The following is a 25,770-nucleotide window of genomic DNA, read 5'->3' on the forward strand; positions in this document are numbered from 1 at the left end:
CTGAGCCGGATCAGCCGACCCGTACCGCGTCCGTACCGCCCAGATCCGCCGGACCGACTCCCGCCCGGCGGGCGAGCGCGACCGCCGCCAGTGTCGAGTGCACGCCGAGCTTTCCGAGCACGTTCTGCATATGCGTACGGACCGTGTGCGGGGACAGGAAGAGGCGCTCGGCCACCGCCTTGCGTCCCAGGCCCGCCACCATGCAGCGCAGCACTTCCAGTTCGCGCGGCGTCAGCGAGTCGACCAGCCGCTCGCTGTCCGTGCGGTGCTTACGGGCGGCGGTCAGCTCCCGCAGGACGCTCGTGAGCAGCGCGGGCGGCAGATGCGTCTCGTCGCGCAGGACGCCCCTGATCACCGCCAGCAGCCGTTGCAGCGAGCAGTCCTTGGCGACCCAGCCGGACGCGCCGGCCTGGAGCGCGAGTGCCGCGCGGCTCGGGTCGTCCCTCTCCGCGAGGACGACGCAGCGCACGGACGGCTGTCCCGAACGGACGCCCGCTACCAGCGAGATGCCGTCGACGAGGCCGAGACCGGCCTCGCCGTGGTCGGGCACGGCGCGGGCCACCGGGCCGCTGCCCTGACCCGCGACGATGCCCAGATCGGCGTCGACCAGCAGCACGTCGTACTTGCGCCCCTCGGAGGCCGCCCGCTCAAGACACCGCAGCGCGGCGGGACCGCTGCCGGCGGCGGCGACGTCCACGTCCGGCTCCGCCGCGAGGGCGGCTGCCAGCGACTCGGCGAATATGCGGTGGTCGTCCACCACGAGAACTCTGATACGGACCAATTGACACCCCCTGATGTCGGGGCGCGGACGACGCGGGTACGGCGCCCGGAGAGAGGGGGATCGCGTCGCGTGGACACGGTGCCGCCTCGGCCGCCGCCGTGCGGCTGCCCACCCACCCCGGGCGTCGTACCCGACTGTCTCGCTTCCCTGATCAGCACCGGCCCCCACCGGTGCTGTGCATCAGCGTACGGGCGGGCGCCCGGAGCGGAAGACTATTTACAGAACTGATCGACGGCGTCCCATTAGGGTGAGGCGCATGTTTCGTATCGAGACAGAAGTCGACAAAGAACGACGCGCGTTGCTGGGGATACGGCTGCGGGAGAACAACACGGCCCGTTCGCCGGTCCTGCGGGAACTCCGGGGGTCCGCCGAGGACGAGGAAGTCCCGCTGCACGTGTGGCTGATGAACGAGTCGACGGGCGCGCTGGCGGGCGGCCTCGCCGCCCACATCTGGGCGCGCTGGCTCCATGTCGACCTGCTCTGGGTCGACGACGCGCACCGCGGCACGGGCCTCGGCACCCGCCTCCTGGCGGAGGCGGAGGAACTGGCCCGCACCCACGGCTGCCTCCACGCCCGCCTGGAAACCTGGGACTTCCAGGCCCCGGCGTTCTACCGCCGCCAGGGCTACGACCTGGCGGGCCACATCCCCGACTACCCGCCGGGGGTCACCGAGTACTTCTTCACCAAGCGCCTGACCTGAGGGGGGACCTACGGAAGGCGGACCAGCGGGCCCTGGAACGAGGGGCGGCCGGTCCACGCAACCGCAAGGCCGCAGGCGGCCGCGCCACGGAACGCCGGCCACGGACCGCGGTCCGCGAGACCGCGGGTCACAGGTCACAGAGGTGCGCACGCGGACATCCCGCGTGCCCGGCCGAAGGCTTCAGCCCACCCGGCGCGCCCCCCGCGAGGGGACCGCAGGGAAGACGCGCGGCGTCGTGTGGCCCGCCGTCGCGAACGCCTCCTCGACCGCCTTCGTCACCGTGTCCGCGTCCGCCGTTTCCACCAGGACGATCGCCGAGCCGCCGAAGCCGCCGCCCGTCATGCGCGCGCCGAGCGCGCCCGCCGTGACCGCCGACGTGACCACCAGGTCCAGTTCGGCGCACGAGACCCGCAGGTCGTCGCGGAGTGAGACATGGCCCTCGATCAGGATCGGGCCCACCGCGCGGACGTCACCCGCGTCGAGCAGGGCTATGACCTGTTCCACCCGGTGGTTGTCGCTCACGACATGGCGGACATAGCGGCGTACGCTCGCGGCTTCCCCCGCCAACCGGTCCAGTGCGTCGGGCAGATGCGCGTACTCCACCTCGCGCAGCGTGCGCGCGCCGAGCGCCCGCGCGCCGGCCTCGCAACCGGCGCGCCGCTCCGCGTACGCGCCGTCGCCCAGCGCGTGCTTCACCCGCGTGTCCACGACCAGCAGTTGGAGCCCGACGGCTGCCAGGTCGAAGGGGACCTGGCGCTGCGAGAGGTCGCGGGTGTCGAGGTACAGCGCGTGCCCCTCGGTGCAGCAGGCGGACGCCATCTGGTCCATGACCCCGCACGGGACACCGACGAACGCGTTCTCCGCGCGCTGCGCGAGCACCGCCAACTCGGGTGCGGACAGGCCCAGTTCGTACAGGTCGTTGAGCGCGAGCGCGGTCACGACCTCCAGCGCCGCCGACGAGGAGAGCCCCGCGCCCGTGGGCACGGTCGAGGTGAGGTGGATATCCGCGCCGGGCACCGCGTGCCCCGCCTCGCGCAGCGCCCATACGACGCCCGCCGGATACGCGGCCCAGCCGGTGTCGGAGAGCGGCACCAGTTCGTCGAGCGCGAGCCGCACCACGCCGCCCGGCGCGTCGGCGGAGTGCACCCGCAGCACGCCGTCGCTCCGCCGCGACACCGCCGCGACGGCGGTGTGCGGCAGCGCGAGCGGCATCACGAAGCCGTCGTTGAAGTCGGTGTACTCGCCGATCAGATTCACCCGGCCCGGCGCCGCCCACACGCCCTCCGGCGCCGAACCGTACAGCTCCTCGAACTGCGCGCCGACGCTCTCCTCGGTGCTCACCCGTGTGTCTCCTCTCGGCGTGCGAACGCCCACGCGTCCGCGACGATCCCCGCCAGGTCGGCGCGGCTCGGGCTCCAGCCAAGGCGCTCGCGCGCCGTCGCGGCGGAGGCGACCAGGACCGCCGGGTCGCCGGGTCGGCGCGTGGCCGCGACTTCCGGCACCGGGTGCCCGGTGACCGTACGGACGGTCTCGATGACCTCCCGGACGGAGAACCCGCTGCCGTTGCCGAGGTTGCAGATCAGGTGCTCCCTGGCGACCGCGGCCTTCAGCGCGAGCAGATGCGCGTCGGCGAGGTCGGCGACATGGATGTAGTCGCGTACGCACGTGCCGTCCGGGGTCGGGTAGTCCTCCCCGTACACCGCGATCGACTCCCGCGTCCCGAGGGCGACTTGCAGGACCAGCGGGATCAGATGCGACTCGGGATCGTGCCGCTCTCCGTAACTCCCGTACGCCCCCGCCACGTTGAAGTACCGCAGCGAGACCGCGGCCAGCCCGTGGGCGACGCACTCGCCCGCGATCATATGGTCGACGGCGAGCTTGGTCGCCCCGTACGGGCTGGTCGGCGCGGTCGGGTCGGTCTCGGTGATCGGGGTGGAGACGGGCTCGCCGTACGTCGCCGCCGTCGAGGAGAAGACGAGCCGGCGGACCCCGGCCGCGCGCATCGCCTCCAGCAGCGCCATCGATCCGCCGACGTTGTTGTCCCAGTACTTCTCGGGCTTGGCGACGGACTCGCCGACCTGGGACGAGGCGGCGAAGTGCAGGACCGCGTCGTAGGAGGGGTCGAGCCACTTGACCGCGTCGTGGACCCGGCCCTCGATGAACTCCGCCCTCGCCGGGACCGCTTCGCGGAAGCCGGTGGAGAGGTCGTCGAGCACGGTCACCTCGTGCCCGGCCTCCAGCAGATGCGTGGCGACCACGCTGCCGACATAACCCGCGCCGCCTGTAACCAGATACTTGCCACTCACGTGCTCGCTACCTCTCGCAGTGTCCGGGCCGCGGTCTCCGGCGGCACGTCGTTGATGAAGGCATCCATGCCGGACTCGGATCCGGCGAGGAACTTCAACTTGCCCGACGTGCGGCGAATGGTGAAAAGTTCCAGGTGAAGGGCGAAGTCCCCCCGTCCGGCGGCACGGAACGGTGCCTGGTGCCAGGCGGAGATGTACGGCGTCGCGGGTTCCCCCTCGCCGAAGATCCGGTCGAAGCGCCGCAGCAGCTCCAGATAGACCCCCGGGAACTCCTCACGCGCCGCCTCGTCCAGCCCCCGCAGGTCCGGCACCCGGCGCAGCGGGTAGAGGTGCACCTCGTACGGCCAGTGCGCCGCGTACGGCACGAAGGCCACCCAGTGCTCGCCCGCCAGGACCACCCGGTCGGCCGCGCGCTCGCGCTCCAGGACGTCGTCGAAGAGGTTGCCTCCGGTGGCCGCCCGGTGCTCGGCCGCGGAACGGGACATCCGTTCGGTTCGCGGGGTGACGAAGGGGTACGCGTAGATCTGCCCGTGCGGATGACCAAGGGTCACACCGATCTCGGGCCCGCGGTTCTCGAAGCAGAACACCTGCTCCACCTGCGGAAGTTCGGCGAGTTCGGCCGTGCGGTCGGTCCATACGCCGAGGACGAGCGCGGCCTGCTCCTCGGTGAGAGCGGCGAAGGAGGCCTCATGGTCGGAGGTGAAGCAGACGACCTCGCAGCGGCCGGAGTCCCCGGCGAGGGAGGGGAAGCGGTTCTCGAAGACGACGACGTCGTAGTCGCTGTCGGGGATCTCGCTGAGCCTGCCCGCCGCTGCGTCGGTGGGACAGAGCGGGCACTCCCCGGCCGGCGGGTGGTACGTCCGGCCCTGGCGGTGCGAGGCGACGGCGACCGAGTCGCCGCGCAGCGGGTCGTGGCGGATCTCGGAGGTGGTGGAGATCGGTTCGAGGGGCCGCAGGTCCACGGCGTCGCGTACGGCGTCGTCGCGGGAGTCGTAGTAGATCAGCTCCCGGCCGTCGGCGAGGGCCGTCACCGTCTTCTTCATCGATTTTTCCTCCGGGCCCGCCCGGCCCCGGAGAATCCGGGCCCGTTATCCAAACAGAACCAAACATAACTAACCACGAGCCCACACGCACGTCAACGGCTGCTTCACTCGATCACGATCGAACAAAGAACACCATCAAAAGTGTTCAGTATCTGTAAGGACAGGCGTAGGTTCCGAACTGACTTCCGAGTAACGTTCACGCGACGAAGCGGGTACCCCCATGCAGTCCCCCACGTACTACCTGGCCGAAGGGCTTCGGCTCCCCACCAACGGCCTCGACTACACGATCCTCGCGATCTACTTCATAGTCGTCCTCGGCATCGGCTTCGCCGCCCGGGCCAGCGTCAAGACCAGCCTCGACTTCTTCCTCTCCGGCAGATCACTGCCGGCCTGGGTGACCGGCCTCGCGTTCGTCGCCGCCAACCTCGGCGCGACGGAGATCCTGGGCATGGCCGCGACCGGCGCGCAGTACGGCGTGGCCGTCGTGCACTGGTACTGGATCGGCGCGATCCCCGCCATGGTCTTCCTCGGCCTGGTGATGATGCCGTTCTACTACGGCTCCAAGGTGCGTTCCGTCCCCGAGTTCCTGCTCCAGCGCTTCGACAAATCGGCGCACCTGCTCAGCTCGGTCCTCTTCGCCTTCGCCGCCATCCTCATCGCGGGCGTCAACCTGTACGCCCTGTCGATCGTGGTCGAGGCGCTGCTCGGCTGGCCCCAGTGGGTCTCGATCGTCGTCGCGGGCTTCTTCGTCCTCGCGTACATCACCGTCGGCGGGCTGTCGTCCGCCATCTACAACGAGGTGCTCCAGTTCTTCGTCATCCTCGCCGCGCTCATCCCCCTCACCGTTCTCGGCCTCAAGCGGGTCGGCGGCTGGGACGGGCTGAGCGACTCGCTGACCGCGAGCAAGGGTGAGAACTTCCTGAGCGCCTGGGGCGGTACGGGCATCGGCGACGCCAACCCGCTCGGCGCGAACTGGCTGACGATCATCCTCGGGCTCGGCTTCGTGCTCTCCTTCGGCTACTGGACGACGAACTTCGCCGAGGTGCAGCGCGCGCTCTCCGCCAAGAACCTCTCCGCCGCCAAGCGCACCCCGCTGATCGCCGCGTTCCCGAAGATCTTCATCGTCTTCCTGGTGATGATCCCGGGGCTGGTCGCCGCCGTGATCGTGCCGAAGATAGGCACGGCGGGCTCGGACCTGACGTACAACGACGCGATCCCCCTGCTGATGCAGGAGCTGCTGCCGAACGGTGTGCTCGGGATCGCCGTCACGGGTCTGATGGCCGCCTTCATGGCCGGCATGGCGGCGAACGTGTCGTCCTTCAACACCGTGTTCACCACCGACATCTGGCAGAAGTACGTGGTGAAGGACCGGGAGGACACGTACTACCTGCGTTTCGGCCGGCTCATCACCGCGATCGGCGTACTGGCCTCCATAGGCACGGCCTTCATCGCCGCCAGCTTCTCCAACATCATGAGCTACCTCCAGACCCTGTTCTCCTTCTTCAACGTGCCGATGTTCGTGGTCTTCATCATCGGTATGTTCTGGAAGCGGGCCTCGATGAAGTCCGGCGCCTGGGGTCTGGTCGCCGGTACGACGGCCGCGATGGTCAACTACTTCTGGATCTACAAGCAGGGCGTCATCGACATCCCCAGCGACCAGGGCGCCAACTTCGTCTCCGCGATCGTCGGCTTCGTCGCCGGCGCCGTGGTGATGGTCGCCGTCACCCTGTTCACCGCCCCGAAGCCGGAGTCCGAACTCGCGGGCCTGGTCTACGGGACGACCTCACCCGGCATGTCGGAGGCCCCGGCCGAGGGCGACGACGCCTGGTACCGCAAGCCCGCCCTGCTCGGCTGGGGCGCGATCGTCATCGCCGCGCTCTGCTACATCCCGTACTCCTTCTGATCGAAACGGAGGCACACACCATGTCCGACCTGCACAAAGAAGTCTCCGAACTGGAAGGCAGGTCCGCCACGGCGGCCCGCCTGTTCGACATCCGTCTCATCATCGGCGGCCTGTTCACGCTGTACGGGGTGATCGTCACCGTCGCCGGTGTCTTCGTCTCCGACGCGGACATGAAGAAGGCGGAGGACGTCAACATCAACCTCTGGACGGGGCTGGCGATGCTGGCGCTCGGCCTGTTCTTCCTCGGCTGGATGAAGCTGCGCCCGGTGGAGATACCCACGCCGGCCACGACGGACGGGCCCGGCCCGGAGAAGTAGTCGCGCCCACGCGGGGGCCGGGCGCCACGTACTCACTCGTACGTGGTGTGCGGCCCCTTCGTCGTGTCGGGGAGCCCGTCCGGCATGACCGTCACGGCCGCCCGGTCCAGCAGCCCCGTCCGCGCGGCCAGCGCCGCCGCCTCCAGCCGGGAGCCGACCCCGAGCTTCATCAGGACCCGCTGCACATGCGTACGGGCGGTGCTCGGCGCGATGCCCATACCGGCCGCGATCAGCCGGGTGTCCTCCCCCTCGGCGACCCGCACCAGCACCTCGATCTCGCGCGGGGTGAGCATCCGCAGCAGCCGCTGCCCCTCGTCGTCCGGCTGGGCCACGGGATTCAGCAGCTCGGTGAACGCGCCCTGCAACAGCCCCGGCGCCACGGCCGCGTCGCCCGCCCGCGCCTTCACTATGGCCCGTTCGACGCCCTCGATGCGTTCGTCGTGCCGTACGTATCCGCAGGCCCCGGCCGCGAAGGCGGCGGCGATGCCCCGCGGGCTCGGCACCGGCCCCAGCACCACGACCGCCACCTGCGGGCGGTCGCGTCTGATCCGTACGATCGGGTCGAAAGCTCCCGGCTCGGCCGGCGCCGCGGTCCCCATGAGACACACCTCGGGCGCCCGGCTCACGACCAGTTCGGCGGCGCCCGCCGTGGGCGCCGCCGCGGCGAGCACCCGGTGCCCGCGCAGTTTCAGTGCCGAGGCCAGCGCCTCGGCGAGCAGTCGGTGGTCGTCGACCACCATGAGCCGTACGCCCATCGAGCAACCCCATCCCCGCCGGCTCCGGGCGCCCCCCGGCCCCCCTGACCCGGCAAGCTACACGCTCGGCCGTGGTCGCGCGCCCCCATACGGGTAAGAAGACGCCCACTTGTCGAATTCGCCGCTATTAAGGGGCGACGGGTTCGTGATCCCGGTTGCGCGGCTCGTCGGCCGCGCTCGTCCTCAATCGCCGGACGGGCCGCATTTGCGGCCCGTCCGGCGATTGAGGACGAACCGCCCACCGGGCGTCCCCGGTGAACTCTTCCGGCCACGGCACTAGTTCGTGGTGAACGCCACCACGAGGTACTCCTTGCGGTCCTTGCTGTACTCGCTCGGCTCACTGATGAGCGTCTCCGAGGTGTACATCCGGCCGCCGCCGTACCTGATCTCCGCGCCGTCCAGCGAGAAGCTGGTCTCCGCCTCGCGGACGGACTCCTCGCTCGGGTTCTCCATCAGCAGCGTCTCCTTGAAGGTGCCGCCGTCGATGGAGACGATCTGTCCGCCCTTGTCGTAGGGGGGCCACTTGTACGCGATGATGTTCGAACCGTCCATGCGCAGCGGGTACATCGCGTAGCGCTCACCCGCGTCGGCCCGGTCGGTCGTGGCCTTGCCGGTCGCGAGGTCGAAGGAGACGATCTCGTTGGTCTGGCCGTAGTCCTCGCCGGTGCCCTCGTGCTCCTCGGTCGGCACATAGATCCGGTCGTTGCCGACGGCGAGCTTGCTGCACTGCTCGACCTCGGTGGATCCGCACCGGCCGGCGTACTTGTCGGCGTCCACGGGGATCTTGGCGCGCAGCTTGCCGGTCTTCTCGTCGATGGAGAAGAAGTCCGAGATGCCGCTGCCGTCACCGGCGGTGTCGCCGACGTCGGCCGCGACGACCAGCGGCTTGGTGGAGACGACCGACACGTACTCGACGCCCGCGGGCATCTTGAACTCGGAGATCGGCGCCCCGTCGGCGGGGTTCACGTTCTGGATGAGGACCGTCGGGTCGTCGTACGAACCGCACTTGCGGGCCGCGACCAGCCCGGGGCCGCCGCCGTAACCCATGTCGTAGCAGCCCTCGGCGTTGACCTCGGGCTTCCACAGGTTGTCGCCGGAGGTGAGGTCCCAGGCCGCGCCGCCGTCGGTACCGCCGACGGCGATGGTCTTTCCGCTGAGGGTGACCTCGTTGAAACTGGCCTTGTCGTCACCGGCGTTGCCGCCCGTCACCGACTTGGTCCACAGCAGCTTGCCCGCTTCGAGGTCCACCGCGCCGACCTCGGTGCAGGAGACGTACTTGTCCTTGGCGGTCGGCTTGCTCGCGGCGAAGACGACGGCCGTCTTGTTGTCCTCCGTGGTGTGGCGGGAGGCCGCGCAGACCTGGCCGGGCAGCGGGATGGTCCAGAGCTGCTTGCCCATGTCCGGGTCGTAGGCGACGATCTGGTTCACGCCGGTCTTGACGTACGCCTTGTCGGTGATCCACGAGCCGGACACATCGGTGATGTCACCGACCTTGGGCTGCGGCAGCTGGAAGGCGACCTTCGACTTGGTGTTGGACGGCGGCTTCTCGTCGCCGCCGCCGAGGGACTTCCCGTCCTTGCCACCGCCCTTGGTGTCGGACGTCTTCGCCTCGTCCTTCTTGTCGTCGCCGCTGGAGGCGAAGTAGACGCCACCGCCGACGATCAGGACGACGGCGACCACCGCGGCGATGATGATCTGTGTCTGCGTGCTGATCTTCTTGCCGCCGCCGGGGGCGCCGGGCCCGCCGGGTCCGGGCTGGTTGTACGGCTGGCCGGGCTGCTGCGGGTAGCCGTACTGCGGCTGGCCCGCCTGCGGATACCCGTACTGCGGCTGACCGGGTGGCTGCTGCGGATGGCCGTAACCGGGCTGGCCCCCGGGCTGCGCCGGCGGCTGCTGCGGATACCCGTACTGGGGCTGGCCGGGCTGCTGCTGCGGGTAGCCGTAACCGGGCTGCTCGGGTGGCGGCGTCGGGGCTCCGAAGCCACCGGGGGGCGGCTCGGTCGGTGCGCCGAAGCCACCGGCCGGTGGCTCCTGAGGCTGGCCGAAGCCTCCCTGCGGGGGCTCGTTGGGCGGCTGCGGTGGCTGCGTCATGGCGTGCTTACCTCGAAATGGGTGCGAGTACGGAGGGGGAGACGGAAGGCGGACGGAAGGCGCGCCGCCCGGAGGCGGCTCATGTGCGAGAAGCTCATCACTTGCCGAACGCCATCATGGTCTTCGTCTCCATCTCGGCCTTGTCGTCAGTGGCGCTGACCCGGCTGCTGGTCACGTAGAACCGCCCGTCCACGTAGTCCAGTTCGGAGGAGTAGAAGGAGTTCTCGATCTCGGATGTGGACTCCGGATTCTGGAGCAGCACCTTGGGCGAGCCGCCGGCCGGCGCCAGGGTCGCGATCGCGCCGCCCTTGTCGTACGAGGGCTCGAAGTAGACGACCACGTTCGCGCCCTCCATCCGCAGCGGCGTCATGACGCGCTCGGCCGGGGCCTTGGCGCGCCACTTGGCCTTGCCGGTGGCGAGGTTGAAGGCGATGACCTCGTTGGTGCCGGTCGAGCCCGTCTCGCTGGGCTGCGTCGACATGTAGAAGGTGTTGGTGTCGGCGGCGACACCGGTGCAGCCGTCCAGGTTGGCGCCGAAGACGATGAAGCTTCCGCCGCAGTTGGGCTGGAACTTGTCCTTGCCGCCGTCGATCTGCGAGCGCACGGTGCCGTTGTCGTTGAGCGCGACGATGGCCCAGGACTTCTTGTCCGGCTCGGTCAGCGACAGGACGATCGGGTTGCTCGAATAGACCTTGTCGAGCTCCCAGTTCGTCTTGAGCTTGTACGTCCACCTGGCCTTGCCGGTGGACGGATCGAGCTCCTGCACCTGGTTCTGCTGGTTGTCGATGTCACCGCCGGGGCACGTCTCGGCGGCGATCATCCGGGGGCCGCTGGAGATGGCGTTCGGCTGGCAGTCGCCGGGCACCTCGTCGAAGAGCTCCTTGCCGTCGCTCATCCGGTAGGCGTTGACATGGCCGGTGCGGGCCGCGGTGACGGTGTCGCCGTTGATCGCGAGGGTGATGTCGGAGAGGAAGTCCCAGTTGCCCGCCTGCTTGACCTCCTGCTTCCAGCCGCCCTTGCCGGTCTTGAGGTCGACCTGCTGGAGCACGTTGCAGTCGGCCTTCTCCGAGACCCCGTCCTTGATCGCGATGACGATCTTGCCGTCGTCCGTGGGCAGCGAGGGCGCGGCGCACGCCTCGGCGGGCAGGGTGAGGCTCCACTTCTGCTTACCGTCCGCGGCGCCGTAGCCGACCATCTTCTTGTACATGGCCTTGGCGACGACATCGCCGGCGAACCACGGGCCGTACACGTCGGCGCCGTTCTTCGGCAGGTCGACGTCGTTCTTCTGGAGCCACAGGACCTTCGCCTCGCCGTCCTTGCGCCCGGCGTTGAGGTCGTCCTGCGCCTCGCGCCCGCCGCCGGTGCCGTCACCGTCGTCCGGGACGGACTCGCCGGTGGGCTTGGCGTCCTTGTCCTTGCTGACGTTCTTCTTGCCCCCGCCGCTGTCGTCACCGCTGACGGCGAACCAGGTGCCGCCGCCGATGACGAGCAGGCCCGCGACGGCCGCGGCGATGACGATGCCGGGCTTGCGCTGGAAGAAGTTGCCGCCGCCGCTGCCGCCGCCCGGGGGCGGGATGGGCGCGCCGGGGAACTGCTGGGGCGGGTAACCGCCGCCACCGCCGTACGGGTTGGCCTGGGAGCCGTAGGGGCCCGGCTGGTTGTAGGGACCGGGCTGGTTGTACGGGCCCGGCTGCGCGTAGGGGCCGGGCTGACCCGGCGGCTGGCCGGGAACGGGCGGCGTCTGCTGCGGGTACCCGTACCCGGGCTCGCCCTGCGGCGATCCCTGCGGGTAGCCGTATCCCGGCTGTTGGCCCGGCTGCTGGCCCGGCGGCGGTGGCTGGCTGGGCGGCTGGGTCATCAGCCATTCCCCCTTGTCGTACGGTCCCTCGTCCGGTCGGTCTCCCCCGCGATTCCGGATGGCTGGAAATCAGCTCTCGTACACGAGCCGATAGCCACCGGAAGGAGCGATTCGGGCTTGGAATCCGCAGTGTCACGTCAGTCGAGCGGGCCTTCTTTGTATCACTCGCACCCCTGTACGGGAGGGGCCGGTCCTCCCCTGTTCCCAAGGGAGGACCGGCCCGTGATGCGGTTGTTACGAGGTCTGTACGGGACCTCTACGCGTCCTCGGCGAGCTCCATCCAGCGCATCTCCAACTCGTCGCGCTGCGCGACGAGTTCACGCAGCTCGCCGTCGAGTTTCGCCACCTTGTCGAAGTCCGTGGCGCTTTCGGCGATCTGTCCGTGGAGGGCGGTCTCGCGCGTCGACATCTTGTCGAGCTGACGCTCGATCCGCTGGAGTTCCTTCTTCGCGGCGCGGTTGTCCTTCGCGGACGCGGCGGGCGCCGGCGTACCCCCGCCGGACCGCGCCGGCGCGGACACCGCCGCCGGGGCGGCCGACTCCACGACCTGGCGCCGCCGTTCGAGGTACTCGTCGATACCGCGCGGCAGATGGCGCAGGGCGGCGTCGCCGAGGAGCGCGTACACCTTGTCCGTCGTCCGCTCGACGAAGAACCGGTCGTGGCTGATGACGACCATCGTGCCGGGCCAGCCGTCGAGCAGGTCTTCGAGCTGGGTGAGGGTCTCGATGTCGAGGTCGTTCGTCGGCTCGTCCAGGAACAGCACGTTGGGCTCGTCCATCAGCAGCCGCAGGATCTGCAGCCTGCGCCGCTCGCCGCCGGACAGATCGCCCACGGGCGTCCACTGCTTGTCCTTGCCGAAACCGAACTGCTCGCAGAGCTGACCGGCCGTCATCTCCCGCCCCTTGCCGAGGTCGACCCGGTCGCGCACCTGCTGGACGGCCTCCAACACGCGCAGCGTGGGCTTGAGTTCACCGACCTCCTGCGACAGGTACGCCAGTTTGACGGTCCGGCCGACGACGACCTTCCCGGCCGTGGGCTGGACGTCGCCCTGCGTACGGGCCGCCTCCGCGAGCGCGCGCAGCAGCGAGGTCTTGCCCGCGCCGTTGACGCCGACGAGACCGATCCGGTCACCGGGGCCGAGCTGCCAGGTCAGATGCCTGAGCAGCACCTTGGGCCCGGCCTGGACGGTCACGTCCTCCAGGTCGAAGACCGTCTTGCCGAGGCGCGCGTTGGCGAACTTCATCAGCGCCGAGTTGTCGCGCGGCGGCGGGACGTCCGCGATCAGTTCGTTGGCGGCCTCGATGCGGTAGCGCGGCTTGGAGGTACGGGCCGGCGGGCCGCGCCGCAGCCACGCCAGCTCCTTGCGTACCAGGTTCTGCCGCTTGGACTCCTCGGTGGCGGCGATCCGCTCACGCTCGGCGCGGGCGAAGACGTAGTCGGAGTAACCGCCCTCGTACTCGTGCACCGCACCGCGCTGCACGTCCCACATCCGCGTACAGACCTGGTCCAGGAACCACCGGTCGTGCGTCACGACGACGAGCGCGGACCGGCGCTCGCGCAGATGCCGGGCGAGCCAGGAGATGCCCTCGACGTCGAGATGGTTGGTCGGCTCGTCGAGGATGATCACGTCCTGCTCGGCGATGAGCAGCTTCGCGAGCGCGATCCTGCGCCGCTCACCACCGGACAGCGGCCCGATGACGGTGTCGAGCCCCCCCGGGAACCCGGCCATGTCGAGCCCGCCGAACAGCCCGGTGAGCACGTCCCGGATCTTGGCGTTGCCGGCCCACTCGTGATCGGCGAGATCCCCGATCACCTCGTGCCGGACGGTGGCGGCGGGATCGAGCGAGTCATGCTGGGTGAGCACCCCGAGCCGCAGCCCACCACTGTGCGTGACCCGCCCGGTGTCGGCCTCCTCCAGCTTGGCGAGCATCCGGATGAGGGTGGTCTTGCCGTCTCCGTTGCGCCCGACGACCCCGATCCGGTCCCCCTCGGAGACGCCGAGGGAGACACCGTCGAGCAGCGCACGGGTGCCGTACACCTTGGTGACTGCCTCGACATTGACCAGATTGACGGCCATTTCACTCCTGCTACGGGACGGATGGATCGACGTCCCAGGGTAGTCGGCGCGGGGGGTGTCCCGGGCGGGCGGTCCGGGTGGTGGGCGGGGGCCGACGGAATCAGCTCCGCGCGCGCCCGCGCAATGATCACGTGGGCTTCGGTTCCATCCCTGCGGGCGGTTTACCCAGGGGAGCGGTACGGGTCGCCTCAGGCACTCCTACGCTACTCGGCGTAGTCGATCGACTACCGATAGCGGAAGGAGATTGGTATGCGTGCCACATCTGCGGGTCGGCTGGCGGCCCTTGCCTCAACAGTCCTGGTGCTGGTCGGCGGGGTGAGCGTCGGCGCGGCCCAGGCGGAGGCGCCCGGCGGGCCCATCACGTACTCGATCACGTTCTCGAACCCGCGTGAGAGTGACGACAACGACCTGCCGGAGCCGTACGGCGAAGTGGTCGTGCGGGCCCCATGGGGCCAGCAGACCGCGCTGTGGGAGCACCCCGACCGGGAGATCAACACGCCCACCTTGCCCCGCTATCCGCTGTTCGGCGGCGCCGAGCACCGGTACGCCCCCCACCCCGTCTCCGAGGTGTGCGCGTTCGTGGGTGAGGACGACACCGGCATCAACGAGGACGACGTCCTGGCCGACGGCTGCGTGCCGTACACGGGCCCCGGCGAGTACACGATCAGCGCCGAAGGCGGATCGGTGACGGTCACCGTGTACAACTTCGGCTGACCTTCCGCCTGACCGTCCCACCGTGAACCCCGGCCATGGGTGCCCTCCCGCGTGGGCACCCGTGCGCCGGGCAGGGCGGGGCGGAGCGAACGGGACCGGTATTGGTCTGGGCCAGAACACCTCCGTCTCTGTAGCCTCACCCGTGGCCGGCCGCACCGAATCCCCCCACTCGCCGGCTCCAGGAGGTCACGATGAAATTTCGCACCAGAAGCTCGGCGATCATCGGCACCATCTGCCTCATCGGTTCCCTCGCGCTGGGCCAGGCATCCGCCGACGAGCCGACCGCCCCACGCCCGTCGGCCGCCGAGGTCGTGCTCACAGAAGTGGGCACGGCCCTGAACCCCATCGCCGGCGCCGCCGGGCCCGACGGCACGGTCTGGATCGCCGAACGCGCGGGCACCGTACGGGTCCTGGGCGACCAGGGGCTCGGCGAGCCCGTCCTCGACATATCCGACGAGACCACCACCGACGGCGAACGCGGGCTGCTGGGCGTCGCGTTCGACAAGGACTTCGCGCACTTCTACATCTCGTTCACGAATCTTGAAGGCACCAGCACGATCGACGAGTTCGCCGTACAGAACGGCGCCATCCAGCCGGACACCCGGCGCACCGTCCTGACCCAGACGCAGCCGTTCGAGAACCACAACGGCGGGGACATCAAGTTCGGCCCCGACGGTTACCTCTACATCGCGCTCGGCGACGGCGGCTCGGGCGGCGACCCGCAGGGCAACGGGCAGAACCTCGACACCCTGCTCGGCAAGATCCTCCGGATCGACCCGACCGGCGGCGAGCCGTACGCGATCCCGGCGGACAACCCGTTCGTGGGTGACCCGAACGCGAAGGACGAGATCTGGTCGTACGGGCTGCGCAACCCCTGGCGCTTCTCCTTCGACTCCGGCACGGGCGACATGCTCATCGGCGACGTCGGCCAGAGCGAATGGGAAGAGATCGACTGGGCGTCCGCGAACAGCGGCGGCGGCGAGAACTACGGCTGGGCCTCCATGGAGGGCAACCACCCCTTCCGCGGCGGCACGGAGCCCGCGAACCACGTCCCGCCGGTGCACGAGTACGACCGTAACGGCCTGGGCTGCTCGGTGACCGGCGGCTTCGTCTACCGGGGCGACGCCATCCCGGACCTCAAGGGTAATTACGTCTACAGCGACTACTGCGACGGCACGATCCGCACCCTGAAGATCGAGAACGGCGCCGTGACCGGCCAGGGCGACCTCGGGGTCAACCCGGGCGAGGTCGTCTCGTTCGTCCAGGGCGGCGACCGCGAGCTGTACGTGCTCACGCTCGGCGGCAGCGTGTCGCGTATCGACGCGGCGTAATCCCTGTCGGACACGAGGCCGGGCTCGGTGCTGAGCAGTCAGCGCCGGGCCTGGCTCGCGTACGGACCAGCCCGGCGGCGAGGGCGGCGAGCCCGGCGGCGGTGAGGATGAAGTCCCACGCCAGATGCCTCACGCGGCGGCGCCGTGCCGGGCGAGATTGAACCAGACGGCCTTGTACGAGGGCGAGCGCCCGCCGTAGATGGTGAGCCCCCAGGCACGGGCGAGACTCTCAACGAGCCGAAGCCCCTGCCCGCCTTCTTGTACGACTCCGGCCCCGGCCTCGCCGGGCGCGGGCAGGGCCCAGGGGTTGTCGTCACGCACGTACACGGTCGCCTGCTTCCGATTGACGACGGCATCGACCCGGATGAGCCGGGTGCGGGTATGCCGATGCGCGTTGGTGACGAGCTCGGTGACACAGACCCGGGCGTCGTCCACGAGGGGGGTGTACCCGCTGACGTCGAGTAGGGCGCTGACGAACTCGCGGGCGAGTCGGGGGGCGTGGGCGGTATTGGGCACGACGAGTCGGTAGCTTTCGCCGCCGTGGTGGGGGGTGGGGGTGGGGCTCACGGGGGGCATGTCGGTTCTCCCTGTCTGGAGGGTGGATACGCGTGGCCCGCCATGCGTGGCAATGGCCGCTGGCGCGGCTGCACTTCGGTCTTACTGGCAGACGTGACGCTGGCATGACCTTAGAGTTAATACATGCACCGGTGCAACCGTAGCCGCGAGGCCGCGATGGCCGGTGGACCCGTGACACCGTTACGGGCGACACTGTGCGCAAACAGGGGAAGGTAGCCATGCCGCCAAGAGACAACCCGACCGCACGCCAGGCGCGCCTCGGCTGCGAGTTGCGGAAACTTCGCGACCGCGCTGGCAAGACGGCTCGCGAAGCGGCCGGTCTGCTCTCGACGGATCAGGCCCGGATCAGCCATATCGAGGCGGGTCGGATCGGGATCAGCGAGGAGCGTGTCCGCCGGCTTGCCGCCTTCTACGCCTGCGACAACTCCGCCTTGATCGAGGCGCTTTGCGCCATCACGGGGGAGCACCGCGGTCAGTACTGGTGGGACGACTACCGGGGCATCCTGGCGCCCGGTTTTCTGGATCTCGCCGAGCTGGAACATCACGCGGTCCACCTGCGCTACCTCCAACCGGTCACCTTCCCGGGCGTCTTGCAGACAGAGGATTACGCGCGGCGCCTGTTCGACAGCGTTCTGCCGAAACTCCCGGCTACCGAGGTGGGAGCCCGTGTCGAGCACCGCATGAGGCGCAAGGCAATCTTCGAGCGCGAGGAGCCGCCGGAGTTGGAGGCGATCGTCCACGAAGCGGCGCTACGGATGCGCATCGGCGGCCGTAAGGTCGCGCGTGGCCAACTCGAACACCTCATCGAGATGTCCGAGCGCCCCGAGATCATGCTGCGGATCATCCCGTTCACCAATGAGGACTTCATCGACCTCACGCAGACCGTGCTGTACGCGGGCGGTGTTGTCCCGCAACTCGACACCGCACACATCGATGCGCCTACGGGCGGTCTCTTTCTAGACGTCGCTGCCGAGCTTGAGAAGCACCGAACATTGCTCGACTTCGCCGAGCAGGCTTCACTGGAACCTGCCGAGTCACGCAGCTTCATCCATCACATCGCACGGGAACTCTGAAAGATCGAGGCATGAAGAAAGAAATCAACTGGCAGAAGTCGTCCTTCTCCGGTGAAGGACCGCAGTGCGTCGAGATCGCCGAGCACAACGGCGACATCCTCGTCCGCGAGAGTGACGACCCGGACGCGATCACGACCACCAGCCGGGACAAGTTTGCCGCGTTCATCGCAGGTGTAAAAGCTGGCGAGTTCGACCATTTCGCCAACTGACAGGGCCTGACCTGCGATTGGAGCCCCTCCGCGCACCCGGCGGAGGGGCTCCCACTATGCATCCCCGAAACATGCTCCGGTGCATACTTGCCGCCAACCCTCCCGTGACGCTACCGTCACTACGCGTTGCACTGGCCGTGGCTACCTCGGCAGGGCCGTGCCCAGCGGCAACGCCAGAGGGGTCACCCCTGCCCGCCCGCTCTTCATGCCGGCGGCCAGGGCGGGGGTGATCGCGCCACCACGGCGGAAGGCCCACCCATGCACCAGCCCGCAGCTTCGCCATGCCCGGACGCGGAAATCCGCTACTGGTACGAGCACGTCACGTACCGTTCGCTCACCGCCGCGGGCTCGGACATCGAGAAGATCGAGCGCCACTCCGCCCGCACCCCCGCCGAGGCGATCCGCCACATCCGGCTGTCCGTCCGCACCCTCACGGCCACGCTCCCACCCAAAGAGCGCCAACGCGCCCTCAGCTGGGCCGAAGGCGGCGGCTGCGTCGGAGCCGTGGCCGCCCTGCACAGGGGCCAACCCTGCGGGTTCTCGCTCAGCCACCGGGGCGCCTGGGTGGAGTGGACCGTCCATCCGTACCACGTGTTCCACACCCCCGAGGCGCGCCGACTCCCCCTCGTACCGCGCTGAACGCAACCCACACTCCACAACACTCACGAAAGCGAGCCACCAACATGGCCGGCACCATCAACTGGCAGAAGTCCTCCTACTCGGGATCCGACGCCGAGATCAAGTGCGTGGAACTGGCCCACGTCGACGGCCGGATCCTCCTCCGGGAGAGCGACGCGCCGGAGACCGTCGTCACCACCGACCGCGACAAACTGCGGGCGTTCCTGCTCGGAGTGAAGGCGGGCGAGTTCGACCACCTGGTCTGACCTGCCCGCCTCTGAGGGCCGCCCGCCGGGACGGACGGCCCTCCCACCCTTGACGCCCTGGCCACCGGCCGGGCCGCAAGGCCCTCCGCGCAGTGGACGCACACGGCCGGCACCATCAGGGCGGTCGGCGCGCCACCGAGCGTCATGGCCCCCGCGGCACGGTCTGGATAGCGGAACGCGCGGGCCCCTGCGGTGCCTCGCTCTGCGGGCCGCACTCGGGGGGCCGCACTCGGGGGGACTCCGGCCGAGGCCGTGCGGCAGATCCGGGTGGCCGTGCGGGCCCTCGCCGCCACGCTGTCGCCCAAGGAACGTGAACACGACAGTGCGAAGGCCGTGAACATGCGTCTGCTCCTATCCGGGTCCCGGCAGGAGACGCCGGCGGGAGTCTCCCGTTTCCGGGGTGATGTCTGTGCGCGTCTGACCGCCCGGCGCGATGAACTGTTCGAGCTCGCGGACGCGGTGCTGTCTGCGGACGGTCCGGTGCTCGCGGTATGTCGCCTCACCGATCATCCGGATTCGGTGAAGTCGGTGGAGGCGGCCGTTTCGGTGACCACGTCCATCAGGACGTGCAACGCGGGTGAGGTGTTGCCGGACAACCAGACCATCTCGGTCGGGACGAACTCCCCGTCCAGGGGCACGAACACCACGCCGGTGCGGCGGAGACTGCTGGCCGACCGGGGCAGCCGGGTCACCCCGACGCCGGCCGCCACAAGGCCGAGCAGTCCTTGCGCACTCGCGTCCTGATGGACCACGTCGGGGGCGAACCCGGCCCTACGGAAGGAGCCGTCGAACGTCTGGTGCCAGGGCTCCCACGAGCTGCGCGGGGTCAGTACCCAGCGTTCGTCGGCCAGCTCGTCCAGGGCCAATTCGGCGCGTCCGGCGAGCGGATGCTTCTCCGGCAGAACCGCGCACACCTGTTCGTTGAGGAGTGTTCTGGTCTCCAGACCGTCCGCCAGCGGAGGCCGGGTGAACGCCAGGTCGTAGCGTCCTTTGAGTACACCCTCGACCAGCGGCTCGATCGTCGTCTGCTCCGTCGTCAGCTTGATTCCCGGCAGTCGTTGGCATACGGCCCGGATCACCGGCGGGAGCAGGTAGTTCGTCGTGGTGGTGAGGAAGGCGAGGCGGAGGCTGCCGATCTCGCCGCGCGCGACTCGTGCCACGCCGTCGATGGCTTCATCGGCACGGTCCAGTACCGCGCGGGCCTCGGGGACGAACCAGGCACCGACATCGGTCAGTCGGGTACCCCGGGTGTCGCGGTCGAAGAGCTTCACATCCAGCATGCGTTCCAGCAGGGTGATTTGCTGGGACAGCGACTGCTGGCTGATCATGAGCCGCTCGGCGGCCCGCGTGAAATTGGACTCCTCGGCGACGGCGACGAAATATCTCAGCTGCCGAAGATCAGGAGTCACAGCGACAGCCTACCGCCACAACAGGTAACCGGTGCTGGACGGCGTTGGTATGCCAGGACGAACGGTCTGAGATGAGGGCCCGCCGAAACCGGCGGGCCGGCGAAGGTTCCGAAAGAAGACTTAGCATGGCGCCTACACAGCTGAATTATCTTTTTCATTGCAGGGACTGGCCGGGTACTTGACCTGTCGGAAAAGCACCCGGCCGCGTCGACCAGTGACTGATTATTCTGCGGTCACCCTACAGTCGGGGGCGTCTGCCCCAGGTCAAGAGGTGACAGTTGATCCCCTCAGCCGCAGGCCCTGATGATGGCCTCTCGGGCGTTCAGAAGCGCTTGCTGCAAGGTCCCCGTGCTGATGGATGCAAGCTGTGTGATGTGCCGCACGATTCCTTCGGAATCGCTCGGGCTTCCCGTCCACTTGTTTACGAAGCCCTGGTCTCGTTCGAACTGGAGATACTTGTTGAGTTCGTCCTGGCAGGCCGCAGCGGCTGACTTGACGCTTACGTGATGCGCGGGCGTCGAGGGGGCAGCCGAAGCGGGTACAGAGAGAACCGCGACCGCTGCTGCCGACAGGAGACAGATTCCAGCGAGACGTTTCTTCATGAACATTAACTGTTCCTCTCGTAACGTCTTCTTGCCGAAGAAGAAGCTCCCCTGGTCACCGAGACGGGAGCCGTCGACCGGCGGGACATATGGGAACCTGGCGCAGTTCCCTGTTTCAAGCCCGCATGTGAGGGTGCGTCACTTACTCCCGGACTTAATTCGTGACCGTGGCGGAGTGCATGAGGCAGAAACACCATCAACTGCTGTGGCTCTCCTGAGGAATTATGTCGGTGCGCGAAAGAGAAGATCAAACAAAATCTACCTGTAACGGCTGCAGGTAAATCCTGTGGCCGACCGCAGCCCGACACTCGGGAAGGCGTACGGACCGCCTCCGGCTGCCAGTTCCACCGGATGACCACATCGCCATCAAGGCCGCCCAAGTCCCTCCGCCGGTTCACAGCGCGATCCTTGGGTGACGCTTTCTTCCCACTTCCCCCCTCGTCGACGTACTCCCGGAAGACGGTGGGTTCTTGGACCAGCCGCCCTGGGTGCGGAGCTTCTCCGGCCGTTTGCCCCTTTCCGCGGTCGGTGGTGACGAGTCCTCGGCGGCCAGGGCCCTCCAGGTGCTCCAGCAGTGGTTCGGGGGCCGGTCACGGCTGCCGACACGGCCCCCGGGGCTGTCGGACATCGCACCGGTGTCGGTGTTCCTGGCCGGTTGCCCCGGGGTGTCCGGGTCAGGGCCGGAGGCCGCCGGAGGCGAGCAGGACCTCTCCGGTCACCCATCGGGCCTCGGGCGAGGCGAGGAAGGTCACGGCGAGGGCCACGTCCTCCGGGCGACCCAGCCTCCCGAGCGGTGTCTCGGAGATCAGCTTGTCGATGTACGGGCTGCCGATGAGCCCGTGTTCGTGGCCGCCCTCGGTTTCCGTGCCGCCGGGGGCGACGGCGTTCACTCTGATGTTGGCCGGTCCGAGTTCCTTGGCGAGGACGCGGGTGATGGCCTCTACGGCGCTCTTGGTCGCCGTGTAGATCATCTGGTTCGGCTGGGAGATCTGGACCGCGGTGGAGCTGATGTTGACGACGCTGCCGCCGCCCCGGCCGAACCGTTTCACCGCCTCGCGGGTCGCCAGGACGACCCCGAGGACGTTGGTGTCGAACTGGTGGTGGAAGTCCCGCTCGGTGATCTCGGCCAGCGGGCCGAACTCGTAGACACCCGCGTTGTTCACCAGGATGTCCAGCGAACCGAATGTCTCGACGGTGCGATCGAACAGCGTGCTCAGGTCGACGGCCTTCGTGACGTCGGCGACCATGGCGATGGCCTTTCCGCCCTGGAGGGTGATGGCCTCCGCGACCTGCTGCGCGCGGGTGCGGTCCCGGTCGCCGGGGTAGTGGTTGACGACGACCGCCGCACCGGCGGCAGCCAGGTCCTTCGCTATGCCGGCGCCGATTCCCTGTCCAGCGCCGGTGACCACGGCGACCTTGCCCGTGAGTGAGCCCATGATGTGTCCCTTTCGCAACGAACGGACTTCAGTCCGGTTTGTTGAGTGCAACAGGACCACGGTCCGTTTGTATTTCCGTCGGAGGGTGCGGGTTCGGCCTCGGCGCGACAGGTGGCCTTGAGCACCACCTACACCGCTGGGGCCAGACGGACCACGACGTCGAACCAGCCGGCCTCCAGGCGCTTCAGGGACATCCCGCGCCGGCCGATCAGGTGATCGACGAGTGCGGTGGTGAGATAGCCCATCAGGGTGTGCGCGAGGAGTTCGATGTCACGATCCGCGTTCACCTGGCGCAGCAGCGTGGCGATGTGGGTGGTCCGAAGAATGTATGGCGGGGTCGTATAGAGGCGGTCGGTCTCCGCGTGGGCGGCCAGATAGAGGTCGCGGTGGGAGCGTTCGTGGCGGATGACGGCCGGCCCGAAGGCCCGAAGCCGTTCCATGGCGGGCGCGTCGGGCCCCAGCGGTGGTGGGCCGGTGAGGAAGGCGGCCTGGAGCCGTTGCTCGTGGTGATCCAGGAGTGCCTGCACGAGGCCGGCCCGGTCCCCGAATCGCCGGAAGACGGTGCCCTTACCGACCCCCGCGGCAGCGGCGACTTCCTCCATGGTCACGTTCGCGACTCCACGTTCCGCGGCGAACCGGGCCGCCACTTCCAGCAGTCGAGCGCGATTGCGCGCCGCGTCGGCCCGTAGCCGCGGCTGTTCGCCGAGGGGGGTGAGCGTGAGATCCGTCCCTTCCAAGGCGTCACTCCGCGCCGGGACGGACGGATCTTGGGTGGTCATGGACTCAATCCTAGCTCGCGGGAAACACAAATGGACCGTGGTCCGCTTAGGGTGGCGAGCAGAGATAAGGGGACTACGTCCGCCTGCCCACCGCTCTCCCCAAAGGTTTCCCTTGTCCGCAGACACCCTCGCGCTCGTCGGCAGCCCTCGTGCCGCGTCGGACAACACGTCGATCTGGTCAAGCAGCGCGGCGGCCCGTTCCGCACGCCTCGCTCTCTTGTAGGTGACCAGCATCCCCTTGTATCGCCGCGTGGACTTGTCGGGCCGGCCGAGTCCGCTTCTGGCCCGGACCGCGAGGAGGAGGCCGAGGGTGTCGATGCCGATGTGGCGCTCGCGTCCTGCGATCTTCTTGCCCGCATCGACGCCCTGGCCTGCGGCCTCCCGGACCAATCGGCGGATGGAGCCGTTGAGCTGGTCAACGCCGTCCTTCAGCGGGCGGCGAAGTATCCCTGGACGGTTTCCCACCGCGAGAAGTCATGGGGAAGGCAGCGCCAGGGGATCCCGGTCCGGTCCACGTACAAGAACGCGTCCATGATCCGCCGCAGGTCGTGCTTGGACGGCCGCCCGATGTCAGACCCTTCCCCCGCCGCTCGGCCCGCCAGGCGACAGACTGGGATCGCCGCGCGGCGCCGCACCGCAGTGAGCCCTTCGGGTCCCGCGGTAGAGATACTTCGTGCGGCGATGTCGAGAAGCGGGAGCCGGCTCCGTCCCTGGTGTGAGCGCGGCCAGAATGGGTCGCACCAGTACCGAGGAGAGACATCATGGCCAAGTACCTGCTGCTCAAGCACTACCGCGGCGCCCCTGCCTCCGTGAACGACGTCCCCATGGCCCAGTGGAAGCCCGACGAGATCACGGCGCACGTGCAGTACATGCGGGACTTCGCCACCCGGCTCGAAGGAACCGGTGAGTTCGTCGACAGTCAGGCGCTCTCCGACACGGGGACCTTCGTCCGGTACGACGGTGAGGGGCGTCCGCCGGTCACCGACGGGCCGTTCGCCGAGACCAAGGACCTCATCGCCGGGTGGATGGTGATCGACGTCGACAGCTACGAGCGCGCGCTCGAACTGGCCGGGGAACTGTCGGCCGCCCCCGGGGCGGGCGGGGAGCCGATCCACGAGTGGCTGGAGCTGCGCCCGTTCCTGACCGCGCATCCCACCGTCACGGAGTGAGTGCCGAGGGGAACGAGCCCCTGCTCCGGAGCCTCACCCCGAGCGTGCTCGGGGTCCTCGTCCGCCGCGGAGCCGACTTCGCGGCGGCCGAGGACGCCGTGCAGGAGTCGCTGGTCGAGGCGGTCCGCGTGTGGCCCGAGGACCCGCCGCGGGACCCGAAGGGCTGGCTGGTCACCGTGGCCTGGCGCAAGTTCCTCGACGCGACCCGGGCGGACACCGCCCGCCGGCGGCGGGAGGACCTCGTCGAGAAGGAGCCGGTGCCCGGACCCGCGCCGACGGTGGACGACACGCTGCGGCTCTACTTCCTGTGCGCCCATCCGTCACTGACGCCGTCGTCGGCGGTCGCGCTCACGCTGCGCGCCGTCGGCGGGCTGACCACCCGCCAGATCGCCGAGGCGTATCTGGTGCCCGAGGCGACAATGGCGCAGCGCATCAGCCGGGCCAAGCGCACCGTCTCCGGTGTGCGGTTCGACCGGCCCGGGGACGTCGCGACCGTGCTGCGCGTCCTCTACCTGGTCTTCAACGAGGGGTACTCCGGGGACATCGACCTCGCCGCCGAGGCCATCCGGCTCACCCGGCAGCTCGCGGCCTCGATCGACCACCCGGAGGTGTCGGGGCTGCTCGCCCTGATGCTGCTCCACCACGCCCGGCGCGCCGCCCGCACCGCACCCGACGGGAGCCTGGTGCCGCTGGCCGAGCAGGACCGGGGCCGGTGGGACACCAAGTCGATCGCCGAAGGCATCGAGATCCTCCAGGCGGCCCTCGCCCGCGACCGGCTGGGCGAGTTCCAGGCCCAGGCCGCGATCGCGGCACTCCACGCGGACGCGCAGACCGCCGGGGAGACGGACTGGGTGCAGATCGTCGAGTGGTACGACGAGCTCACGCGCCTCACCGACAACCCGGTCGTCCGGCTCAACCGCGCGGTGGCCGTGGGCGAGGCGGACGGACCGCGCGCCGGGCTGGTGGCGCTCGCGGCGCTGGACGACTCCCTGCCCCGCCACGACGCGGTGGCGGCGTACCTTCACGAGCGCGACGGCGACCTGGCGACGGCGGCACGGCTGTACGCGGAGGCCGCGCGGAAGGCGGCCAACCTCGCGGAACGCGAGCATCTGACGCGTCAGGCGGCCCGGCTCAACGCCGGGCGGGGCGCTTCCTAAGGGCTGTCCCCGGAATCCTTTTCACGACCGGCCGCCGAACTGCCAGTTGTGGACCTCGATGTCGGCGTATCCGTCCGGGGTGAGTACGGCGCGGGCCGTGGCCGCGTCGGGGGCGCGGAGCAGCGCCGCCGTACCCACCCAGGTGGTGTCGTCGTCGGACATCAGCGGACCGTACGCGATCAGTTCGGCCCGGTCGGACGGGACGGCGAGGTCGACGGCCGGGCCCCGGCCGAGGCCGAGCACCAGATACCGGTCGCCGTCCTCCGGGCCGCCGGGGAAGTCCCACATGGTGCGGCCCAGCGCGTTGTGCCACCGGCGCAGCAGCACGTCCCGGTACACGCCGGCCTGGTAGCCGGGCTCGTCGAAGGCGAAGGCGCGGGCGGCGGCGGGGTCGGGCAGGTCGAGGATGTGCACACTGCCGGTGCATGTCTCGTCGTCGACGAGAGTCGGGCCGCGCGCGATCATTTCCTTGGCGTACCGGTCCATGTAGGACCAGTGCTCTTCCAGAAGTTCATGGCGCAGCGCCATGGAGCCGGGACGGTCGCGGTGGTAGCAGAAGAACTCCATGCCGTTCAGTGTTCACCACCGGCCCACCGCGTC

General features: G+C 69.2%; 25 protein-coding genes and 1 pseudogene. 11 read left to right on the forward strand and 15 right to left on the reverse strand.

The annotated features are described in order from the left end of the window. Nucleotides 1-10: 10 nt before the first annotated feature. Nucleotides 11-781, reverse strand: a complete 771-nt coding sequence (locus tag ACIBBB_RS22720) for a LuxR C-terminal-related transcriptional regulator (RefSeq protein WP_398984682.1) — start codon at nucleotides 779-781, stop codon at nucleotides 11-13. Between the two features lie 256 nt (nucleotides 782-1,037). Between ACIBBB_RS22720 and ACIBBB_RS22725 the strand changes: the two genes are divergently transcribed. After that, nucleotides 1,038-1,481: a GNAT family N-acetyltransferase gene (locus ACIBBB_RS22725; RefSeq protein ID WP_398984684.1), complete on the forward strand. Its 444-nt coding sequence runs from the start codon at nucleotides 1,038-1,040 to the stop codon at nucleotides 1,479-1,481. Nucleotides 1,482-1,661: 180 nt separating this feature from the next. On the opposite strand, the gene galK is transcribed toward ACIBBB_RS22725, so the two are convergent. From galK to galT, 3 genes are read right to left on the reverse strand one after another with little or no spacing between them, the layout of a single operon-like run. After that, nucleotides 1,662-2,822: a galactokinase gene (galK, locus tag ACIBBB_RS22730; protein WP_398984686.1), complete on the reverse strand. Its 1,161-nt coding sequence runs from the start codon at nucleotides 2,820-2,822 to the stop codon at nucleotides 1,662-1,664. Then, nucleotides 2,819-3,787 carry a UDP-glucose 4-epimerase GalE gene (gene galE / locus ACIBBB_RS22735; protein ID WP_398984688.1) on the reverse strand — a complete coding sequence of 323 codons (969 nt, stop codon included), beginning with the start codon at nucleotides 3,785-3,787 and terminating at the stop codon, nucleotides 2,819-2,821. The genes galK and galE overlap by 4 nt, the downstream gene beginning before the upstream one ends. Further along, a complete protein-coding gene (galT, locus tag ACIBBB_RS22740) occupies nucleotides 3,784-4,830 on the reverse strand; it encodes a galactose-1-phosphate uridylyltransferase (RefSeq protein WP_398984690.1) in 1,047 nt (348 codons plus the stop codon). Before galT ends, galE begins: the two co-directional genes overlap by 4 nt. A 220-nt stretch (nucleotides 4,831-5,050) precedes the next feature. On the opposite strand from galT, the gene ACIBBB_RS22745 reads away from it, so the two are divergent. Then, the gene (locus ACIBBB_RS22745; RefSeq protein WP_398984692.1) at nucleotides 5,051-6,733 is read left to right on the forward strand and encodes a sodium:solute symporter family protein; all 1,683 of its coding nucleotides are present in this window, start codon (nucleotides 5,051-5,053) and stop codon (nucleotides 6,731-6,733) included. 20 nt (nucleotides 6,734-6,753) lie between these two features. Continuing rightward, nucleotides 6,754-7,050 carry a hypothetical protein gene (locus ACIBBB_RS22750; protein ID WP_398984694.1) on the forward strand — a complete coding sequence of 99 codons (297 nt, stop codon included), beginning with the start codon at nucleotides 6,754-6,756 and terminating at the stop codon, nucleotides 7,048-7,050. 32 nt (nucleotides 7,051-7,082) lie between these two features. Here ACIBBB_RS22750 and ACIBBB_RS22755 read toward each other — a convergent pair whose 3' ends face one another. From ACIBBB_RS22755 to ACIBBB_RS22770, 4 genes are all read right to left on the reverse strand, one after another. Then, nucleotides 7,083-7,805 (reverse strand): LuxR C-terminal-related transcriptional regulator, encoded by a 723-nt coding sequence (locus ACIBBB_RS22755; RefSeq protein WP_398984696.1) that lies wholly within the window; start codon nucleotides 7,803-7,805, stop codon nucleotides 7,083-7,085. Between the two features lie 276 nt (nucleotides 7,806-8,081). Beyond that, nucleotides 8,082-9,896: a PQQ-binding-like beta-propeller repeat protein gene (locus ACIBBB_RS22760; RefSeq protein WP_398984698.1), complete on the reverse strand. Its 1,815-nt coding sequence runs from the start codon at nucleotides 9,894-9,896 to the stop codon at nucleotides 8,082-8,084. Nucleotides 9,897-9,993: 97 nt separating this feature from the next. Further along, a complete protein-coding gene (locus tag ACIBBB_RS22765; RefSeq protein ID WP_398984700.1) occupies nucleotides 9,994-11,754 on the reverse strand; it encodes a PQQ-binding-like beta-propeller repeat protein in 1,761 nt (586 codons plus the stop codon). A 256-nt stretch (nucleotides 11,755-12,010) separates the two neighbouring features. Next, nucleotides 12,011-13,831, reverse strand: a complete 1,821-nt coding sequence (locus ACIBBB_RS22770) for an ABC-F family ATP-binding cassette domain-containing protein (RefSeq protein WP_398984702.1) — start codon at nucleotides 13,829-13,831, stop codon at nucleotides 12,011-12,013. A gap of 249 nt (nucleotides 13,832-14,080) precedes the next feature. Between ACIBBB_RS22770 and ACIBBB_RS22775 the strand changes: the two genes are divergently transcribed. Beyond that, on the forward strand, nucleotides 14,081-14,545 hold the full coding sequence (locus tag ACIBBB_RS22775) for a hypothetical protein (RefSeq protein ID WP_398984703.1): 465 nt from the start codon (nucleotides 14,081-14,083) through the stop codon (nucleotides 14,543-14,545). Nucleotides 14,546-14,736: 191 nt separating this feature from the next. Next, the gene (locus tag ACIBBB_RS22780) at nucleotides 14,737-15,876 is read left to right on the forward strand and encodes a PQQ-dependent sugar dehydrogenase (RefSeq protein ID WP_398984705.1); all 1,140 of its coding nucleotides are present in this window, start codon (nucleotides 14,737-14,739) and stop codon (nucleotides 15,874-15,876) included. 129 nt (nucleotides 15,877-16,005) lie between these two features. Here the strand turns inward: ACIBBB_RS22780 and ACIBBB_RS22785 are convergent, their stop codons facing one another. Then, entirely contained in the window at nucleotides 16,006-16,452 is a 447-nt protein-coding gene (locus ACIBBB_RS22785; protein ID WP_398984707.1) for an ATP-binding protein, read from the reverse strand. Nucleotides 16,453-16,670: 218 nt separating this feature from the next. Between ACIBBB_RS22785 and ACIBBB_RS22790 the strand changes: the two genes are divergently transcribed. The 4 genes from ACIBBB_RS22790 to ACIBBB_RS22805 all read left to right on the forward strand — a co-directional run bounded on the left by ACIBBB_RS22790 (nucleotide 16,671) and on the right by ACIBBB_RS22805 (nucleotide 18,618). After that, nucleotides 16,671-17,525, forward strand: coding sequence for a helix-turn-helix domain-containing protein (locus ACIBBB_RS22790; protein ID WP_398984709.1), 855 nt, complete (start codon nucleotides 16,671-16,673; stop codon nucleotides 17,523-17,525). 11 nt (nucleotides 17,526-17,536) lie between these two features. Beyond that, nucleotides 17,537-17,734 carry a DUF397 domain-containing protein gene (locus tag ACIBBB_RS22795; RefSeq protein ID WP_398984711.1) on the forward strand — a complete coding sequence of 66 codons (198 nt, stop codon included), beginning with the start codon at nucleotides 17,537-17,539 and terminating at the stop codon, nucleotides 17,732-17,734. Nucleotides 17,735-17,992: 258 nt separating this feature from the next. Continuing rightward, entirely contained in the window at nucleotides 17,993-18,373 is a 381-nt protein-coding gene (locus ACIBBB_RS22800; RefSeq protein WP_398984713.1) for a hypothetical protein, read from the forward strand. Between the two features lie 44 nt (nucleotides 18,374-18,417). Then, a complete protein-coding gene (locus ACIBBB_RS22805; protein ID WP_398984715.1) occupies nucleotides 18,418-18,618 on the forward strand; it encodes a DUF397 domain-containing protein in 201 nt (66 codons plus the stop codon). Between the two features lie 506 nt (nucleotides 18,619-19,124). On the opposite strand, the gene ACIBBB_RS22810 is transcribed toward ACIBBB_RS22805, so the two are convergent. From ACIBBB_RS22810 to ACIBBB_RS22830, 5 genes and pseudogenes are all read right to left on the reverse strand, one after another. Continuing rightward, nucleotides 19,125-20,027 carry a LysR family transcriptional regulator gene (locus ACIBBB_RS22810; RefSeq protein WP_398984717.1) on the reverse strand — a complete coding sequence of 301 codons (903 nt, stop codon included), beginning with the start codon at nucleotides 20,025-20,027 and terminating at the stop codon, nucleotides 19,125-19,127. Nucleotides 20,028-20,314: 287 nt separating this feature from the next. After that, on the reverse strand, nucleotides 20,315-20,635 hold the full coding sequence (locus ACIBBB_RS22815) for a hypothetical protein (RefSeq protein WP_398984719.1): 321 nt from the start codon (nucleotides 20,633-20,635) through the stop codon (nucleotides 20,315-20,317). 668 nt (nucleotides 20,636-21,303) lie between these two features. Next, nucleotides 21,304-22,065 (reverse strand): SDR family NAD(P)-dependent oxidoreductase, encoded by a 762-nt coding sequence (locus ACIBBB_RS22820; RefSeq protein ID WP_398984722.1) that lies wholly within the window; start codon nucleotides 22,063-22,065, stop codon nucleotides 21,304-21,306. 128 nt (nucleotides 22,066-22,193) lie between these two features. After that, nucleotides 22,194-22,844 (reverse strand): TetR/AcrR family transcriptional regulator, encoded by a 651-nt coding sequence (locus ACIBBB_RS22825; protein ID WP_398985015.1) that lies wholly within the window; start codon nucleotides 22,842-22,844, stop codon nucleotides 22,194-22,196. Between the two features lie 288 nt (nucleotides 22,845-23,132). Then, nucleotides 23,133-23,448 (reverse strand): annotated as a pseudogene (locus tag ACIBBB_RS22830) (transposase); the annotation flags it as partial. A gap of 157 nt (nucleotides 23,449-23,605) precedes the next feature. Here ACIBBB_RS22830 and ACIBBB_RS22835 point away from each other — a divergent pair. After that, nucleotides 23,606-24,013: a YciI family protein gene (locus ACIBBB_RS22835; protein ID WP_398984724.1), complete on the forward strand. Its 408-nt coding sequence runs from the start codon at nucleotides 23,606-23,608 to the stop codon at nucleotides 24,011-24,013. Further along, nucleotides 24,010-25,170, forward strand: a complete 1,161-nt coding sequence (locus ACIBBB_RS22840; RefSeq protein WP_398984726.1) for an RNA polymerase sigma factor — start codon at nucleotides 24,010-24,012, stop codon at nucleotides 25,168-25,170. Before ACIBBB_RS22835 ends, ACIBBB_RS22840 begins: the two co-directional genes overlap by 4 nt. A 21-nt stretch (nucleotides 25,171-25,191) precedes the next feature. Here the strand turns inward: ACIBBB_RS22840 and ACIBBB_RS22845 are convergent, their stop codons facing one another. Beyond that, on the reverse strand, nucleotides 25,192-25,737 hold the full coding sequence (locus ACIBBB_RS22845; protein ID WP_398984728.1) for a YciI family protein: 546 nt from the start codon (nucleotides 25,735-25,737) through the stop codon (nucleotides 25,192-25,194). Between the last annotated feature and the right edge of the window lie 33 nt (nucleotides 25,738-25,770).

The organism is Streptomyces sp. NPDC051217 (assembly GCF_044455465.1).
GTDB lineage: Bacteria > Actinomycetota > Actinomycetes > Streptomycetales > Streptomycetaceae > Streptomyces.

Bases quoted from the DNA above. Each gene is read 5' to 3' on its own strand.
- ACIBBB_RS22765 (WP_398984700.1), bottom strand. From the start codon at position 11,754: ATGACCCAGCCGCCCAGCCAGCCACCGCCGCCGGGCCAGCAGCCGGGC.
- ACIBBB_RS22755 (WP_398984696.1), bottom strand. From the start codon at position 7,805: ATGGGCGTACGGCTCATGGTGGTCGACGACCACCGACTGCTCGCCGAG.
- ACIBBB_RS22745 (WP_398984692.1), top strand. From the start codon at position 5,051: ATGCAGTCCCCCACGTACTACCTGGCCGAAGGGCTTCGGCTCCCCACC.
- ACIBBB_RS22775 (WP_398984703.1), top strand. From the start codon at position 14,081: ATGCGTGCCACATCTGCGGGTCGGCTGGCGGCCCTTGCCTCAACAGTC.
- ACIBBB_RS22750 (WP_398984694.1), top strand. From the start codon at position 6,754: ATGTCCGACCTGCACAAAGAAGTCTCCGAACTGGAAGGCAGGTCCGCC.
- ACIBBB_RS22790 (WP_398984709.1), top strand. From the start codon at position 16,671: ATGCCGCCAAGAGACAACCCGACCGCACGCCAGGCGCGCCTCGGCTGC.
- ACIBBB_RS22760 (WP_398984698.1), bottom strand. From the start codon at position 9,896: ATGACGCAGCCACCGCAGCCGCCCAACGAGCCCCCGCAGGGAGGCTTC.
- ACIBBB_RS22800 (WP_398984713.1), top strand. From the start codon at position 17,993: ATGCACCAGCCCGCAGCTTCGCCATGCCCGGACGCGGAAATCCGCTAC.
- ACIBBB_RS22815 (WP_398984719.1), bottom strand. From the start codon at position 20,635: ATGTTCATGAAGAAACGTCTCGCTGGAATCTGTCTCCTGTCGGCAGCA.
- ACIBBB_RS22805 (WP_398984715.1), top strand. From the start codon at position 18,418: ATGGCCGGCACCATCAACTGGCAGAAGTCCTCCTACTCGGGATCCGAC.
- ACIBBB_RS22725 (WP_398984684.1), top strand. From the start codon at position 1,038: ATGTTTCGTATCGAGACAGAAGTCGACAAAGAACGACGCGCGTTGCTG.
- galT (WP_398984690.1), bottom strand. From the start codon at position 4,830: ATGAAGAAGACGGTGACGGCCCTCGCCGACGGCCGGGAGCTGATCTAC.
- ACIBBB_RS22780 (WP_398984705.1), top strand. From the start codon at position 14,737: ATGAAATTTCGCACCAGAAGCTCGGCGATCATCGGCACCATCTGCCTC.
- ACIBBB_RS22825 (WP_398985015.1), bottom strand. From the start codon at position 22,844: ATGACCACCCAAGATCCGTCCGTCCCGGCGCGGAGTGACGCCTTGGAA.
- ACIBBB_RS22770 (WP_398984702.1), bottom strand. From the start codon at position 13,831: ATGGCCGTCAATCTGGTCAATGTCGAGGCAGTCACCAAGGTGTACGGC.
- ACIBBB_RS22820 (WP_398984722.1), bottom strand. From the start codon at position 22,065: ATGGGCTCACTCACGGGCAAGGTCGCCGTGGTCACCGGCGCTGGACAG.
- ACIBBB_RS22845 (WP_398984728.1), bottom strand. From the start codon at position 25,737: ATGGAGTTCTTCTGCTACCACCGCGACCGTCCCGGCTCCATGGCGCTG.
- ACIBBB_RS22835 (WP_398984724.1), top strand. From the start codon at position 23,606: ATGGCCAAGTACCTGCTGCTCAAGCACTACCGCGGCGCCCCTGCCTCC.
- ACIBBB_RS22785 (WP_398984707.1), bottom strand. From the start codon at position 16,452: ATGCCCCCCGTGAGCCCCACCCCCACCCCCCACCACGGCGGCGAAAGC.
- ACIBBB_RS22795 (WP_398984711.1), top strand. From the start codon at position 17,537: ATGAAGAAAGAAATCAACTGGCAGAAGTCGTCCTTCTCCGGTGAAGGA.